This is a genomic window from Pseudomonas sp. TE6283 (genome assembly GCF_054060555.1).
This window is the reverse complement of record NZ_JBSSDH010000016.1, coordinates 91,115-106,229: the sequence shown is the minus strand read 5'-3', so window position 1 is coordinate 106,229 and position 15,115 is coordinate 91,115. Positions and strand designations below refer to the sequence as shown.

Here is a 15,115-nt window from a genome sequence, read left to right as displayed (position 1 = left end):
AATCGCACAATCATCCAAGGATGGTCCCTCCGATGGGACATGCCGACAATGGCCAAACCGCTCAACATCGCTGAGCGGTTTGGCTGCAGGCGCCTGGCCGGGCAGGCCCTCTTACCCCAGGGCATCCCGGGTAAGCTGCAGCTCCAAGGAGTGCATCGCAGCCTCTCGCTCGGCGGCAAGCGCTTCCCACGCCTGGCGGTAGGCCTCGCTGCTCAGGTTCTCGGCGCGGTTTTCCAGCGCTTCTCCACGTGCGGCGAAAGTATCGGCCACCTCAGAGAACGGACCGGGATGCTGGGTACGCAGAAAATCGGTCCAGAACGCCTGACTGGCCACGCTCTGGGCCACGGCTTCGGGCGTCTGCGCCGCGAGCACCGCCGACAGCGCCTCGGCACGACAGGCCGGGGTGATGCCTGCCAGCGTACGGAACCTTATCGTGCGGGGCTGGCAAGGCAACCCCAGTTCATCGGCCAACTCGACACGATAGCCGAGGACCACCTCCAGGTCATCCACCGTCTCGCCCGCCGCCCTGCGACGATCAACCGCCGCAAAGGCAAATCGATCCACCTGTTCCAGGCGAAACAACCGTCGCCCGAGATCAAGCAGCTCAGGTCCGGCATCCGAGTCGCCGGTGCGTTGCCGAGCCTTGTAGGTCAGCACTTCGATCTGAAGCCTGCTGAAACGCTCGGCAACACTGTCGACGCACCCCAGCGTCTCGTGCGCACTTGCAAAGATCTGCTCGCGCAGCGCCGCGTCCGTATCCAAGGCTTCGAGTAGCGCCCAGACCTGGCCGCGCACGTACTCCCCGGCTTCAGCGAAATCATTGCTCGCGGTAAGGGCTTGCAACAGGCGGAATAGCCCGGAGCTGCCATCCTGGGACTGTACTCGGCTCCATCGTTGCGCCAGGGCTTCCTGCACCTGATTCGGCTCACCCAGTAGCCAGGACTCGACCCGCAGCAACGAGGATGGCTGCTCCCGAACCAGGGCTGCGCGCTGCCCTGCACTGTGAAACGCTGTCGCGGCAGCCCTTGGGATGCGGTTGTTGCTGAGGTTGATCCGGGCCCGGAAACGCCAAGGCAGTTGCATCAATCCCTCAGGAATCGTGGAAATCAGGTTGCTGGAAAGCTGGACGACCTCCAACGCCTGGCATTGCGCCAGCCGCGAGGGCATGGCCACAAGGCTGCAGTAGGTAAGATTCAGCTCACGCAGTTGCGACGGCTGTGCGAAACGCAGGTCGATCGAGCGCAATGGATTGTGGCTGAGGTTGAGTGATTCGACCCGCGCCAGGCCACTGAGCACGTTCTGGTTACTCGGGTTCATCCTGATACGGTTGGCCATCAGGTTCAATGATCGCAGTCGGGTCAAATGGGAAAGCTCCTCCGGCAGGTGAGTCAACCTGTTGTTGATCAGGCTGAGCGAGCGCACCTGGTTGAAACAACGCAGGAAGTTGGCTGGAACGTCCTCCAGATCCAGACCGGCCAGCACCAGCTCGCTGACGTGGCTCATGTCGATTTGGGCCGACAGCGAGGGTAGACTTCCGATACGCCAGCCACTGATATTCAACCTCATGCTGTTCGTACCATCGGCCTCGACCACCACTTCGCCGATCAGCCGCCAGGCGGCCCGTAGCTGGTTGGCGACGTGCATGCGCTGGCTGCGTGCCAACTGCCCCCTTGCCGCGTCCTGCCAGGTGGTCAGCGACTGGTCGAGCAGCTCCAGGTTGTGCTCATGCGACAACAACCGGTCGAGTGGCGAACCCTCATGAAGCAGCAAGGTGCGCATGAAGCTCTCGACCTGGTCATTGTTGAATCCCGGATACAAGGCACGAACCCGATCCCTTAAGGTGGACATGAACGTACGGTGGGTCGATTGCCGCCCCCCCAGAGGGTACCCCAGCCGACCACTGCCAAGGCGGATGGCCGGGTTGAACGAGGCGGGCTCCATACGCCAGCCCAGCAGGTTCAGAACCCCTTGCCGGGTCGCCGGCACGAGTGTCTTGGCCCGTTCACGCAGTGCATCAGCCGTGCCTCTTTCGGGCAGCGCCAGCATGCTGCGCTGGTGAGGGCTGAGCAAGGCAGCCAGGGTCTCGAACAGGCCTGCAGGTTCCTGCACCTCTACTTCCAGGGGCAGCCCTCGGTGGTCGTACAGGCTGAAGCGCCCCTGGCGCTCCACCAGGGTAGTGCGCGTCTGCTCGGATGCCGCGGGGTTCAGGGTTGTCAGCAACGGGCCGTGCTCCGTGCCTTCACGCAGTTCAAGATTCAGTTCCAAGGGCCAGCCCGGCAAGCGCCGCAGTATGGCAAAGACCAGCTCCCCCGTTGCGGCAGTGTATTGCCCTTGCAGGAACAAACCCTCGATCGCGCGGTTGGTCCTGGCCAGTTGCAGCATCGAGCGAGCCTTGGTCATCAGCGAAAGGGGCAATTTGCCTTCCAGCTCCGCCACTCGACGCAACTGGGGTGACAGGTCCTCCAACACGGCCCCCGCGTAGAGTCGCGGCAGCCCCGGAAAATCCCGCTCAAGCAAAGCCAACAGCGGATCGGCCGGGATCGATGGCGTGCTCAGCCAATCGACCAACATCGCGCGCCAGTGTGCCGGCTGCGCCAAAAGGCGGGCGGCAATCTGTTCTTCGGACAAGGCTGCCAAGTCTGCCTGTTGCCGACACCAAGCCAGGACCTTCGAATCGCCCAGCCGGGGCGGAGCCTGGCGAAGATTGGCGAACAGTTCACTTACCCGTTCGTCGGCAGCAAACCGCTGCAAGGTGTCGCGCAAGGTAAACGGCAATGGGCTGTTTTCCACCAGCAAGCCTCTGAGTGCCGCAGCGTCCACGCCGGCAACCTGCAATATCTGCATGGCGCGGCTCGGTGCCAACGCAGGATGGCAAGGCCACAGCCGATCAAGCATCTTCACGCTGTCATCCCATTCCAGTGGGCGCTCGCTGTGCAGGCGCCAACCGCGCTCGCCGTTATGCAGCAATACCGGCTCATAGGCGTTCGCCCGGCTCGGATGGCGCAGGCGCAAGGGCCGATCAGGGTCGGGGCGATGAACTTCGTAGTAGCGCCCCTCCAGGCGAACCAGACGCCGTCCGTCGTCGTCAAACAGCCCGTCCTCCTGCAATTGCAGCCCCTCGCCTGGTGACACCTCGAACGGCTCCACTTCACCCCGCCACAACCGAGCCTGCCCACCCGTACCGACTACAGGTTCGAGCGCATCGACCAAACCACTGCGCGCGAATCCTCGCGCCACGACGCCAATACCTGCGGCCGTGATCGCCGTGACCGCCACCACCTCGGCAACGCCCAGCAGGTGCTCCACCGCTTCGTGCCGATGGCCCTGGGCCCAATCGGACACGCCTTCATAGACATCCCCCAAGGTCTGCACCACCATTTGTGCCAGCAACAGCTGGCCCAACACGGGAACGAACAGACCCGCGATCCCTGCCGCGCCCATGGCAACCCCCTCCCAGAATGCCAGTCGTGCATGGCTGGCGCTTGCATCCGCATCAGCATTTGATACCAACAGCAGGCGAGCGTCATTCCTAAGGCGCTCGATGTGAGCCTCGGCCAGCCGGGCGAAGATATCCGCATGCAAAGTCGCACCTTCGAGCGCCAGATCCGGTACGGGATCTTTCAGCCGGGTATTGAGCAAGTCGAGGAGTCGCGCCCGATCCTGCAGTCGGACCAGCTCTACGATTCGCTGGCGTGCCGCGGCCTCGGCAAGCTGCGTGGCCAGTGCTGCGGCCAGCGCGCTCACATCGGCAAAATGGCGTAGTGGATATTCGGGTTCGGTCGGCAGGTACAACACCACACCGTGGTTGTGTCCATCGTGCCCACGCAGTTGGATCAGCAGGCTGTCGTGAACCTCAACCTGGAGAACCTTCAACTGCCCGGCGTACGCATGCAGCCCTTGTGGATGCTGCTGTGGAGCCGAACCGGCGAGCACACGCAAAGCCTGTTGCTGGGCGGCGGACAATTGCCCGCGCAGCGTTGCCACTTCCACAGCCAGGCGCAGGCTTGCACGCTTGTGACTGGCCAGCAACTGGCGTATTGCGGGGGTGTCGTGTTGCACCAGCAGCGCCTGGTAGTCTTTCCCGACATCGAGTTGGCGACGGCGACTGACGATTCGTTCGACATCGCGGGTCAAAACCTGGGTCTGGCCACTGCGAGCCAGGCCGCTGCCTACATAAAACGACTCATTTGCGGCGAAGTTGTGCATCAACCGCGCCAATGCCGGGGTACGCACGGTATACGGCTCGTCATTCGGCAGTCCGATTCCGATAGTCGAACTGAAGCGACGGCGTACCTCAAGCCAGTCCAGCCGTGCGAGCCCGACGTCGGCGGCGGCGCCTTCAAGCATCGGCTGCAACGCCATCAGGGCGTATTGCTGCGGTGACGGTAGCACCTGCAATGCCGCAGTCAGCTGGTCGTGGCTGTCCCGATAACTCGCATAACAATCGCGCAGCATATTGATGCTTGCCGCCGAGGCCTGTCGCAGCCAGTCCGGCAGGCGTGCGGCAAGGAATTTATCCGTGGGATTTTCAAGCTGGTGGGTAAGTACATGGGACATGCTCGTGGCTCTCCAGAGGGAGCCACGAGCATAGGCAGCGCTGTCTGGCCGAGGCAGAGGGAAGGGCCGGGCCTAGTGCAGGTCCTGCTCCTGCAATACCAGATTACGGTAATGGCCGGGATTGCAACCGAACCATTTGCGAAACGCCCGATAGAATGAACTGTTGTCGGCAAAACCCAGGCGCTCGGCGATCTGCACCAGCCCCAGCCCAGGTTCGGACAGCCAGGCAATGGCCAGCTCACGCCGGACACTGTCCTTGAGTCCTTGGTAGGTCTGCCCCTCCTCGCCCAACCGTCGGCGCAAGGTCGCCGTGGACAGGCACAAACGCCGGGCCAGGCTGTCGGCATCGGGCCAACATCCCGGATCCATGGCCAGCAGATCGTGGCGTATGCGCCTCCCCAGACTGGCAGGGTCGCGGTACTTGACGAGGATGTTGGCCGGTGCCTCGGCAAGGAAACGCTGCAGTTCTTCGGGGTTACGCCGCAACGGCAAGTCGAGACAGTCGGCGGTAATGATCATCCGGGTGCGGGGCCGCTCGAAGTGCAGGTTCTCGGAGAACATCACCCGGTAGTCGTCACAGAAAGGCGGCTCGGCACAGCGCAGGTCGATGGCCAGGATCGGAATGCGCCGCCCGGCCAGCCAGCAGGCCAGGCCGTGCACGATCATCCAGAAGGTGAAGTAGGTGAACGCCCGGCGCGGCGTGTCGCCAGGCTCGTTGATGACGATCTCGGCCAGGCTCTGCTGGCGCACCAGGCCCGGCTGCAGGTCTTCGAGCATCAGCGACAGGAACGCCAGCAGATTGTCCAGGGCCGCGCCCAGGGTCGGCTGGGCCATGGCGCTGCGGGCCATGAAGGCCAGGCTGCCGCTGCGCAGGCCGCGCCGGTCCATGGCGAAGAACTCGTCGTTGCAGCGCCGCGCCAACAGGCGCCAGAGCCTAGCGTAGGACTCTGCCGTCACCCGCGCCTCGGGCAAGTCCAGCTGCTCGGCCGCGATCCCGGCACGCGCCAGCAGCCCGGCATCGGGTTCGCCGGCCGGGCAGGTCTGCAACAGGGCTTCGCGCACCAGTTGCATGGAAATGGTGTCCTTCTCGCTCATCGACAATCCAGTCTGCGCTGTGGCGGCCATCTTAGGCCGCCACGGGGAAAACGTCAGCCGCCGATCACTGGCCGGCGGCCAGGCCCAGGAACGCCTGGATCAGGCGCAGCTCGCGACGGCGCTCCAGGCAACCGACCATGTGCTGGTTGACCAGGCCCTGACCGGCCAGGGGGCGGGCCACCACCCGCGGGTCATGGGCCACTTCGGTGGAGGACACCACGCCGATGCCCAGTTCCGCCGCCACCGCCTCGGTGACCGCTTCGCGGCTGTCCAGTTCCAGCAGCACCCGAGGTTGCACGCCGGCGTCGGCGCAGGCCTTGTCGAAGGTACGCCGGGTGGTCGAACTGGGCTCGCGCAGCACCATGATCTGCCTGTCCAGCTCGGCCAGCGGCAAGTCTCCCCCGGCACCCGCCCAGGCATGCCCCACGGGCAACAGTGCACACAACCGCGACTCGCGCAACGCCTGCAGGTGCAGGCCCTTGCGCGGCTCGATCTCGGTCAGCACGGCCACATCGGCATGTTCCGACAACAGCGCGGCCAGGGTTTCCTGGGCATTGCCCAGGCGCAGGTTGACGGTGATGCCCGGATAGCGCTCGCGCAGCTGCGCCAGCATCGGCATCACCCGGTGCGGGCCGTCAGCCGCCACCTCCAGGCGCCCGGTCAGCAACTGCCGGTTAGCCTCGAGCATGGCCTGGGCTTCCTCGGCCAGGCCGAACATGGCCCGGGTGATGGCCGCCAGGCGCGTACCCTCCTCCGTCAGCTCGACCCGCCGGGCGGTACGGCGCAGCAAGGTGATCTGGTAGTGCTCCTCCAACGCCTTTACATGCCCGGTCACCGCCGGCTGGCTGATGAACAGGCGCTCGGCGGCGCGGGTGAAGCTGCCCTCGCGGGCGACGGCGTCGAAGGCGCGGAGCTGGAACAGGTTCATATCTATCGGCCTGACTTATGGCTGGCATATCTACAAACAATTTGATTGATGACACAGCGAATTGCAACCTAGCCCCACTAGTTTCCAGCCCACCGCATAGTGAGGAACCACGGAATGAGCAACGCCCCGATCCTGCTGACCCCCGGTCCATTGACCACCTCGATCCGTACCCGCCAGGCCATGCTCGTGGACTGGGGCTCGTGGGACCGCGACTTCAACCAGCTGACCGCCAGCGTGTGCGAACAATTGCTGGCCATCATCGACGGCAGCGCCAGCCACCACTGCGTGCCCCTGCAAGGCAGCGGCACCTTCGCCGTCGAGGCCGCCATCGGCACCCTGGTCCCCCGTGACGGCAAGGTGCTGGTGCTGATCAACGGCGCCTACGGCCAGCGCCTGGCGAAGATCTGCAAGGTGCTGGGCCGCGCCTACAGCACCTTCGAGACCGCCGAGGACCAGCCGACCACCGCCGCCGACGTCGACCGCCTGCTGGCCGCCGACCCCGCCGTGACCCATGTGGCGCTGATCCACTGCGAGACCAGCACCGGCATCCTCAACCCGCTGCCCGAGATCGCCCAGGTGATCCGCCGCCACGGCAAGCGCCTGATCATCGACGCCATGAGCTCGTTCGGCGCGCTGCCGATCGATGCCCGCCAGATCCCCTTCGAAGCGCTGATCGCCGCTTCCGGCAAGTGCCTGGAAGGCGTGCCGGGCATGGGCTTTGTCTTCGCCGAAAAAGCCGCCCTGGCCGCCGCCGAAGGCAACGCCCACTCCCTGGCCATGGACCTGCACGACCAGCACGCCTACATGGCCAAGACCGGCCAGTGGCGCTTCACCCCGCCGACCCACGTGGTCGCTGCCCTGCACGAAGCGCTACAGCAATACAACGAAGAGGGTGGACTGCCCGCCCGCCACCAACGCTACACCGATAACTGCAGGACCTTGCTCGACGGCATGGCGAAAATCGGCCTGCAGAGTTTCCTGCCCGCCGACATCCAGGCGCCGATCATCGTCACCTTCCACGCGCCGAAGGACCCGCGCTACCAGTTCAAGGACTTCTACGAGCGGGTCAAGGCCAAGGGCTTCATCCTCTACCCGGGCAAGCTGACCCAGGTCGAGACCTTCCGCGTCGGCTGCATCGGCGTGGTCGGCGCCGATGGCATGCAGGCCGCCGTGAATGCCGTGGCCGAGGTGCTGCGGGAAATGGAAGTGCTGGACATCTGACCCTCTGCCCACCCAATTCAAGGAAAATGCGCACATGAACTACAGCAACCCCACCCAGCTGCAAGCCGCCATCCTCGACTGGGCCGGCACCGTGGTCGACTTCGGCTCGTTCGCCCCGACCCAGATCTTCGTCGAAGCCTTCGCCGAGTTCGACGTGCAGGTGTCCATCGAAGAAGCCCGTGGCCCGATGGGCATGGGCAAGTGGGACCATATCCGCACCCTGTGCGACGAGCCGGAGATCGCCGAGCGCTACCGCAAGGTATTCGGCCGCACGCCCACCGACGACGACGTCACCGCCATCTACGAGCGCTTCATGCCGTTGCAGATCGAGAAGATCGCCGTGCACTCGGCGCTGATCCCCGGCGCCCTGGAGACCCTGACCGGGTTGCGCAAAAGCGGCCTGAAGATCGGCTCCTGCTCGGGCTACCCGAAGGTGGTGATGGACAAGGTGGTCGAGCTGGCCGCGCAGAACGGCTACGTGGCCGACCATGTGGTGGCCACCGACGAGACGCCGAACGGCCGCCCGTGGCCGGCCCAGGCGCTGGCCAACGTGATTGCCCTGGGCATCGATGACGTCGCCGCCTGCGTGAAGGTCGACGATACCGTGCCGGGGATTCTCGAAGGTCGCCGCGCCGGGATGTGGACCGTGGCGCTGGTGTGCTCGGGCAATGCCCTGGGGCTGACCTGGGAAGGCTACCGGGCGTTGAGCACGGAGAAGCTGGAGAGCGAGCGCAAGCGGATCCATGGGATGTTCGCCAGCTCCCGCCCGCACTACCTGATCGATACCATCAACGAGCTGCCCGAGGTCATTGCCGATATCAACCGGCGGCTGGCCAAGGGGGAGATGCCGCAGAGCGCGTGATGTCGAAAAACATCGCGGGGCAAGCCCGCTCCCACGCCCCAGCATACATGCCGCCTGGTGTGGGAGCGGCGGTTCGCCGCTGCGACTTGCCCCGCGATGACTTCGGGAGGTCAGACCGCCCGATTCAGTTTCACCCACGACGCGAACCGGTCGATAAAGCCCTGCAGGAACGGCCGGGTCTTGTCGCTCAACTTGCCGCTGTCATCGAACAGCGTCGCCGCCCCGCCGATATACGCCTCGGGCATCTGCATGCACGGCATGTCGAGAAACACCAGCGACTGGCGCACCGCATGATTGGCGCCGAACCCGCCGATCGCCCCCGGCGACACGCTGGCCACCGCCGCCGGCTTGCCGCCCCACACGCTCTGCCCATAGGGCCTCGACCCCACGTCGATGGCGTTCTTCAACCCGCCCGGCACCGAACGGTTGTACTCCGGGGTAACGAACAGCACCGCGTCGCTGCGGCGGATCTCGTCGCGAAAATGCTTCCACGCCTCGGGCGCGCCCTCGGCCTCGACATCCTCGTTATACAACGGCAGGTCGCCGATCTCGACGATCCGCAGGGCAAGGCTGGACGGTGCCAGCTCAGACAGCGCGCGGGCCACCTTGCGGTTATAGGACTCCTTGCGCAAGCTGCCGACGACGACCGCTACCGAATAGACTTGGCTCATGGCGTTTTGCAACCTCTGCTCTGGGAATGGGACCTGTTAGTTATAGATGACCGTTCCTCGGCTTCGCGGTTTTTTTCCATTCGGCTGAAAACTTCCCGGGCGTTTCACTGGTCTATGCCTACAGACATTTCCTACACGATTCAGAGGTTTCCACCTAAATGGCAGCAGTAATGGTCGGCCAGTTCCACGCCCGCGACGCCGAAGGCCGTATCTACCCCGTCCACGAATTCCAGGAGTCCACCCTGCAGGCTGACGGCAGCACCCTCGGCGCGCCGGTCACCAGCTATCGGCTGGCCATCGGCGACCGCGTCAACCACTTGGGCGACGACCGCTTCGAGCTGGCCCAGACCGGCGTCGAGATCATCCGCATTCCTTGACACAGTCGACGGTGTACAGCGCCCCCTCGCGCTGCAGGCCATGCACGTCGGCGACGAAACCCGGGAAGCCCTGGTCGAAGGCCCGGGCACAGTCCAGGTAGACCAGGATCGAGCGGGTCGCCTCGGTGAAGCGCTCGCCCGGCATGATCAAGGGGATTCCCGGCGGATAGGGCACCAGCATTACCGCCGCGACCCGGCCCAGCAGCTGCTCGATCGGCACCGCCTCCACCTCCCCACGCACCATCCGGTCATAGGCCTCGGCCGGGGTCATCGCCACCTCGGGCAAACGGGTGAACAGCAGCTTGAGCTGCCTGGACGTGGCATTGCCGCGGTAGAAGGCATGCAGTTGCTGGCACAGCTCGCGCAGCCCCAGCCCCTGGTAGCGTGACGGCTGCGGCGTCACCACGCTGGGCAGGCAGTCGGCCAGCGCGGTATTGGCGTCGTAGTGGCGCTTGAACTCCAGCAGTTCGGTCAGCAGCGTGCTCCACTTGCCCTTGGTGATGCCCATCGAGAACAGCACCAGGAAGCTGTACAGGCCGGTCTTCTCCACCACCAGCCCCCGCTCCCACAAAAACTTGCTGACCACCGCGGCCGGAATGCCGTGCTCGCCCGCGCCGCCACCGGCCCCTGGCATCACCAAGGTGACCTTGAGCGGATCAAGCAGCACATAGTCGTCGCTCAGCTCGGCAAAGCCATGCCATTCGGCTCCCGGCTGCAGCAGCCAGTCCGCCGCCTCCAGCCGCTCGCCGCCCTGGGCCTGCGGCGGCTGCCAGATGCTGAACCACCAGTCGTCGCCGGCGATGTGTTCGCGCAGGTTGGCCAGCGCCCGGCGAAAGCTCAGGGCCTCGTCGAACATCTCCTGCAGCAGCGAGCGTCCGGCCGGGCCCTCCATCATCGCCGAGGCCACGTCCAGCGATGCGAGGATGCTGTACTGCGGCGAAGTGGAGATATGCATCATGAACGCTTCGTTGAAACGGTCGCGGTCCAGCTGGCGGGAGGCGCCGTCCTGCACATGGATCATCGACGCCTGGCTGAAGGCGGCCAGCAGCTTGTGGGTCGAATGGGTGCTGAGCAGCTTGTGGGTCGAATGGGTGCTGAACAGCAGCGGGCCCTCATCGCCGCGCGGCGTGCCCATGGCGTAGCGGCCGGCGAAGAATTCATGGAAGGCGGCGTAGGCGAACCAGGCCTCGTCGAAGTGCAGCACCTCGACACTGGCGCCGAGGGTCTGCTTGATGAGGCCGGCGTGGTAGCACAGCCCATCGTAGGTGGAGTTGGTGACCACCGCCAGCTTGATCTTCGCCGACCGCCCCTGGGCCAGCGGGTGGGCCTGGATCTTCGCCTGGATCGACGCCGGGGTGAATTCGCTGAGCGGAATCGGCCCGATGATGCCCAGTTCGTTGCGCTCCGGGCACAGGTAGAGAGGGATGGCGCCAGTCATGATGATCGCGTGCACCACCGACTTGTGGCAGTTGCGGTCCACCAGCACCAGGTCCCCACGCCCGACCATGGCGTGCCAGACGATCTTGTTGGCGGTGGAGGTGCCGTTGATGACGAAAAAGGTATGGTCGGCGCCGAAGTTGCGCGCCGCCCGCGCCTCCGCGGCGGCCAGGGGGCCGGTGTGATCGAGCAGCGAGCCCAGCTCGGGGACCGACACGGACAGGTCCGAGCGCAGGGTGTTTTCGCCGAAGAACTGGTGAAAGGCCTGCCCCACCGGACTCTTGTGATAGGCCACGCCACCGCCGTGGCCCGGCGTGTGCCACGAATAGTTCGACTGCGCGGTGTGTTGCACCAGGGCCTTGAAGAACGGCGGCAGCAGGCCGTCGAGGTAGCTGTGCGCGGCCCGTGCCACCTGGCGGGCGAGAAAGGGCACGGTGTCTTCGAACAGGTAGAGGATGCCGCGCAGCTGGTTGAGCTCGCCCATGGCCTCGGCCGGGGCGTTCTCCAGGGTGACCTGCTCGCCCAGGGCGAAGATCGGCAGGTTGGGTGCGCGCAGCCGGGCCAGGCGGATCAACTCGGCCATGTTCTGCAGCAGGTGGCTGTTGTCGCCGACGCCCTCGGCGGCGATCAGCATGCAGGCCAGGCCGTGGTGGGTGGCGGCCACCAGCCGCGCCTCGGCCTGGTCGGCGGCGGCGAGAATGGCGAAGCCGTCCCTGGCCAGTTCGTCGGCGATGCCGCGTACCCGCTCGCCGGCGACGCTGTCGGCCTTGATCGCCCGGTGGACGATGAGGATGGGGAACTGGAGGTCCTTGTACATCGGGCGGCTACCTCTGCGGGTAATTTCCCTCAGGGTAGTTGATGCCATCGCCGCTGCGACTTGCCCCGCGATAGGGCCGGTACTGTCTTTGGATCAGCTGGCGGTCGGCTCGGTCAGCACCTGCCACATCGCCGGCCCACCTGCCGACTTGGCAATGGCCGCCAAGCGCTCGGCATGGGCCTCGAGCTCTTCATCGCTGGCCATGATCACCTTACCGGCAGCACGACCGCTAATCCGACGGATCTCACTGCCGGTGCTGCCCTGCCCCTCTTCGTCCTGTGCGCCATCCCCTGCCAGCGACAGGCTGGTCTGGCCACCGGTCATCGCCAGGTAGACGTCGGCCAGCAGTTCCGAGTCGAGCAATGCGCCGTGCAGTTCACGGCCGGAGTTGTCGATGCCGTAGCGTTTGCACAACGCATCGAGGCTGTTGCGCTGCCCCGGATGGCGCGAGCGCGCCATCATCAGGGTGTCGAGGATCGGGCAGTGCTGCGAGATGTCGGCGCGGTCCTGCTGACCGATCAGCGCGAACTCGTTGTTGATGAAGCCGACGTCGAACGCCGCGTTGTGGATGACCAGGGTAGCGCCCTGGATGAACTCGAAGAACTCCTCGGCCACATCGCCGAAACGCGGCTTGCCGACCAGGAAAGCGTCGGTGATGCCGTGGACGTTGATCGCGCCCTCGTCACTGTCGCGGTCGGGCTGCAGGTAGACGTGGAAGTGCCGCCCGGTCAGGCGCCGGCCCACGACTTCGACGCAACCGATCTCGATGATGCGGTGGCCTTCGGCCACCGGCATGCCGGTGGTCTCGGTGTCGAGGATGACGAACCGTTTGTCTTGCTGCTGCTCCACGCGGGGACTCCAACTGGCGGTGCTTGAATTCGGGGTGGGAGTATAACGAAATCGGGGCCGTTTTGCGGTCATCGCGGGGCAAGCCCGCTCCCACGCAGCCAGCAGTCATCTCGTGGGAGCGGGCTTGCCCCGCGATGGCCCGCAACACAATCAACGTTGCGCGCGAACCTCATCAACCCCACGATTGGCCAACTGGTCGGCCCGCTCGTTGCCCGGGTGGCCGATATGCCCGCGCACCCACTTCCAGGTCACCTTGTGCCGGTTGACCTGTTCATCGAGGGCCATCCACAGGTCGGCGTTCTTCACCGGCTCCTTGGCGGCGGTCTTCCAGCCACGCTTCTTCCAGTTGGTCATCCACTCGTTGATGCCCTTCATCACATACTGGGAGTCGGTGGTCAGCACCACCTCGCACTCGCGCTTGAGCGCCTTCAGGCCTTCGATCGCGGCCATCAGTTCCATGCGGTTGTTGGTGGTCTCGCGCTCGCCGCCCCACAGTTCCTTCTCGACGCCCTTGAAAACCATCAGGACGCCCCAGCCGCCCGGGCCAGGATTGCCCTTGCAGGCACCATCGGTGTAGATCTCGACGCTATCGCTCATGTACCACTCGTGTTCAGTGCTTTTCGGAATCGGGGTGGGTGGCGCTGCGGTTGACCTTGGCCAATGGCAGCGGCAGCAGCTTGCCCATCGGCTCGCGGCGCTCGAGGCGCAGCGGCCGCAGGCCGACCACCATCTTGCGCGCCACCAGCAGGTAGACGCCGCCCCCGGCACTCTGCCAGCCCCCCGCCACCCGCTCCCAGCCGGCCAGACGCTGCTGCCAGGCCGGCGAGGCAAGCGGCGGACGATAGCACCCGAAGCGGCGTTTCTCCAGCGCGAAGCCCAGCAGGTTGAGCCAGTCGCCGACCCGCGACGGCGAGATGCAGCGGGCCTTGCGCAAGGCGCCCTGGCTGAAGAAATGGCGCAGCCCCCAGCTGCTCCACGGGTTGATGCCGACGATCAGCAGGTGGCCGCCCGGGCGCACCGCGCTGGCCGCCTCGCGCAGCAGGCCATGGGGCGACAGGCTGAAGTCCAGGCCATGCTGCAGCACCACCACGTCGGCGGCATGCTCCGACAACGGCCAGGCCTGCTCTTCGCAGACGATCTCCACCCCCGGCAACGGCGCGCCCAGGCGCACGTTGCGCTGCACCTGTGGCGCATTGGGCGGGGGTTCGGCGCAGGGGCCGTAGTGCACCAGGTAACCACCGAAGAAGCGCCGCAGCTCTTCTTCGAGCAACTTTTCCTCTTCCTTGAGCATCAACTGCCCAAGGGGGCCATTGAACCAGTCGCGGGCCAGGCTGATGAGTTCGACCCAGTCGGGGTCGGCCTGGGCGAAGGCTTGGTCGGTCATTGCGTTCTCCCTCGAAGGTTCTCCGGCCGCGCCATCGCGGCTAAGATGCCCCCAATGTCCAGGCTTGGCGATACGGATCCGCACATGATACAGATCGATGCCCTACCCGCTTTCAACGACAACTACATCTGGTTGTTACAGGATACTGCCAATCGCCGCTGCGCAGTGGTCGATCCCGGCGATGCCGGGCCGGTGCTCGCCTGGCTCGGCCAGCATCCCGACTGGGTGCTGGAGGCGATCCTGGTCACCCACCATCACCATGACCACGTCGGCGGCGTCGAAGCCCTGAAGCAGGCCAGCGGCGCCACCGTCTACGGCCCGGCCAGCGAACGCATCCCGGGCCGCGACGTCGCCCTGGAGGACGGCGCGCAGGTCCAGGCACTGGGCCTGACCTTCGAGGTCATGGCCATGCCCGGCCACACTTTGGGCCACATCGCCTATTACACTGCGCAATCGCCCACGCCGCTACTGTTCAGTGGCGACACCCTGTTCGCCGCCGGTTGCGGGCGGTTGTTCGAAGGCACGCCCGAACAGATGCACCATTCGCTGCAGCGCCTGGCCGCCCTGCCCGCCGAGACCGAAGTGTACTGCGCCCACGAGTACACCCTGAGCAACCTGCGCTTCGCCCGCGCCGTTGAGCCGGAAAACCCGCACGTTCTGCAACGCTTCGAAGACGTTACGCGCCTGCGCGCCGACAATCGCATCAGCTTGCCCTCCACCATCGGCCTCGAGCGCCTGACCAACCCGTTTTTGCGCACCGCTGAAACATTCGTTAAACAAAAAGCAGACGAATGGAAGGGTCATTCCAACCCTACCCAAGCCACTGTTTTTGCTGCCTTGAGATCTTGGAAGGACGTGTTCTGATAACCTCAAGATATATCGTGACACACGCCCAAAGGTTGACCCGGCCGGGGCCG

At 65.2% G+C, this 15,115-nt stretch carries 12 protein-coding genes; 4 read left to right on the top strand and 8 right to left on the bottom strand.

The features are described from left to right. Positions 1 to 111 precede the first annotated feature (111 nt). The 3 genes from ACVWZ5_RS19735 to ACVWZ5_RS19725 all read right to left on the bottom strand — a co-directional run bounded on the left by ACVWZ5_RS19735 (position 112) and on the right by ACVWZ5_RS19725 (position 6,580). Positions 112 to 4,557 carry an NEL-type E3 ubiquitin ligase domain-containing protein gene (locus tag ACVWZ5_RS19735; RefSeq protein WP_457340802.1) on the bottom strand — a complete coding sequence of 1,482 codons (4,446 nt, stop codon included), beginning with the start codon at positions 4,555 to 4,557 and terminating at the stop codon, positions 112 to 114. Positions 4,558 to 4,629: 72 nt separating this feature from the next. After that, positions 4,630 to 5,652, bottom strand: coding sequence for an AraC family transcriptional regulator (locus tag ACVWZ5_RS19730; protein WP_062573401.1), 1,023 nt, complete (start codon positions 5,650 to 5,652; stop codon positions 4,630 to 4,632). Positions 5,653 to 5,716: 64 nt separating this feature from the next. Then, positions 5,717 to 6,580 carry a LysR substrate-binding domain-containing protein gene (locus ACVWZ5_RS19725; RefSeq protein ID WP_062573400.1) on the bottom strand — a complete coding sequence of 288 codons (864 nt, stop codon included), beginning with the start codon at positions 6,578 to 6,580 and terminating at the stop codon, positions 5,717 to 5,719. A gap of 114 nt (positions 6,581 to 6,694) precedes the next feature. Between ACVWZ5_RS19725 and ACVWZ5_RS19720 the strand changes: the two genes are divergently transcribed. Continuing rightward, positions 6,695 to 7,801 carry a 2-aminoethylphosphonate--pyruvate transaminase gene (locus ACVWZ5_RS19720; RefSeq protein ID WP_084942551.1) on the top strand — a complete coding sequence of 369 codons (1,107 nt, stop codon included), beginning with the start codon at positions 6,695 to 6,697 and terminating at the stop codon, positions 7,799 to 7,801. A 34-nt stretch (positions 7,802 to 7,835) separates the two neighbouring features. Continuing rightward, entirely contained in the window at positions 7,836 to 8,663 is an 828-nt protein-coding gene (phnX, locus tag ACVWZ5_RS19715; RefSeq protein ID WP_062573398.1) for a phosphonoacetaldehyde hydrolase, read from the top strand. A gap of 110 nt (positions 8,664 to 8,773) precedes the next feature. On the opposite strand, the gene ACVWZ5_RS19710 is transcribed toward phnX, so the two are convergent. Further along, the gene (locus ACVWZ5_RS19710) at positions 8,774 to 9,334 is read right to left on the bottom strand and encodes an NADPH-dependent FMN reductase (RefSeq protein ID WP_062573397.1); all 561 of its coding nucleotides are present in this window, start codon (positions 9,332 to 9,334) and stop codon (positions 8,774 to 8,776) included. Between the two features lie 158 nt (positions 9,335 to 9,492). Here ACVWZ5_RS19710 and ACVWZ5_RS19705 point away from each other — a divergent pair, with 158 nt between their 5' ends. Continuing rightward, the gene (locus tag ACVWZ5_RS19705; protein ID WP_028690532.1) at positions 9,493 to 9,711 is read left to right on the top strand and encodes a hypothetical protein; all 219 of its coding nucleotides are present in this window, start codon (positions 9,493 to 9,495) and stop codon (positions 9,709 to 9,711) included. Here ACVWZ5_RS19705 and ACVWZ5_RS19700 read toward each other — a convergent pair. The 4 genes from ACVWZ5_RS19700 to ACVWZ5_RS19685 form a co-directional block, all read right to left on the bottom strand. After that, positions 9,695 to 11,965 carry an Orn/Lys/Arg family decarboxylase gene (locus tag ACVWZ5_RS19700; protein WP_457340801.1) on the bottom strand — a complete coding sequence of 757 codons (2,271 nt, stop codon included), beginning with the start codon at positions 11,963 to 11,965 and terminating at the stop codon, positions 9,695 to 9,697. The two genes, ACVWZ5_RS19705 and ACVWZ5_RS19700, sit on opposite strands and share 17 nt — an antisense overlap. Positions 11,966 to 12,058: 93 nt before the next feature. Further along, positions 12,059 to 12,814, bottom strand: a complete 756-nt coding sequence (dnaQ, locus tag ACVWZ5_RS19695; protein ID WP_028690530.1) for a DNA polymerase III subunit epsilon — start codon at positions 12,812 to 12,814, stop codon at positions 12,059 to 12,061. 150 nt (positions 12,815 to 12,964) lie between these two features. Further along, entirely contained in the window at positions 12,965 to 13,411 is a 447-nt protein-coding gene (gene rnhA / locus ACVWZ5_RS19690) for a ribonuclease HI (RefSeq protein ID WP_028690529.1), read from the bottom strand. A 13-nt stretch (positions 13,412 to 13,424) separates the two neighbouring features. After that, the gene (locus ACVWZ5_RS19685; protein WP_028690528.1) at positions 13,425 to 14,198 is read right to left on the bottom strand and encodes a class I SAM-dependent methyltransferase; all 774 of its coding nucleotides are present in this window, start codon (positions 14,196 to 14,198) and stop codon (positions 13,425 to 13,427) included. A gap of 84 nt (positions 14,199 to 14,282) precedes the next feature. On the opposite strand from ACVWZ5_RS19685, the gene gloB reads away from it, so the two are divergent. Further along, positions 14,283 to 15,062, top strand: a complete 780-nt coding sequence (gene gloB / locus ACVWZ5_RS19680) for a hydroxyacylglutathione hydrolase (RefSeq protein WP_028690527.1) — start codon at positions 14,283 to 14,285, stop codon at positions 15,060 to 15,062. Positions 15,063 to 15,115 lie beyond the last annotated feature (53 nt).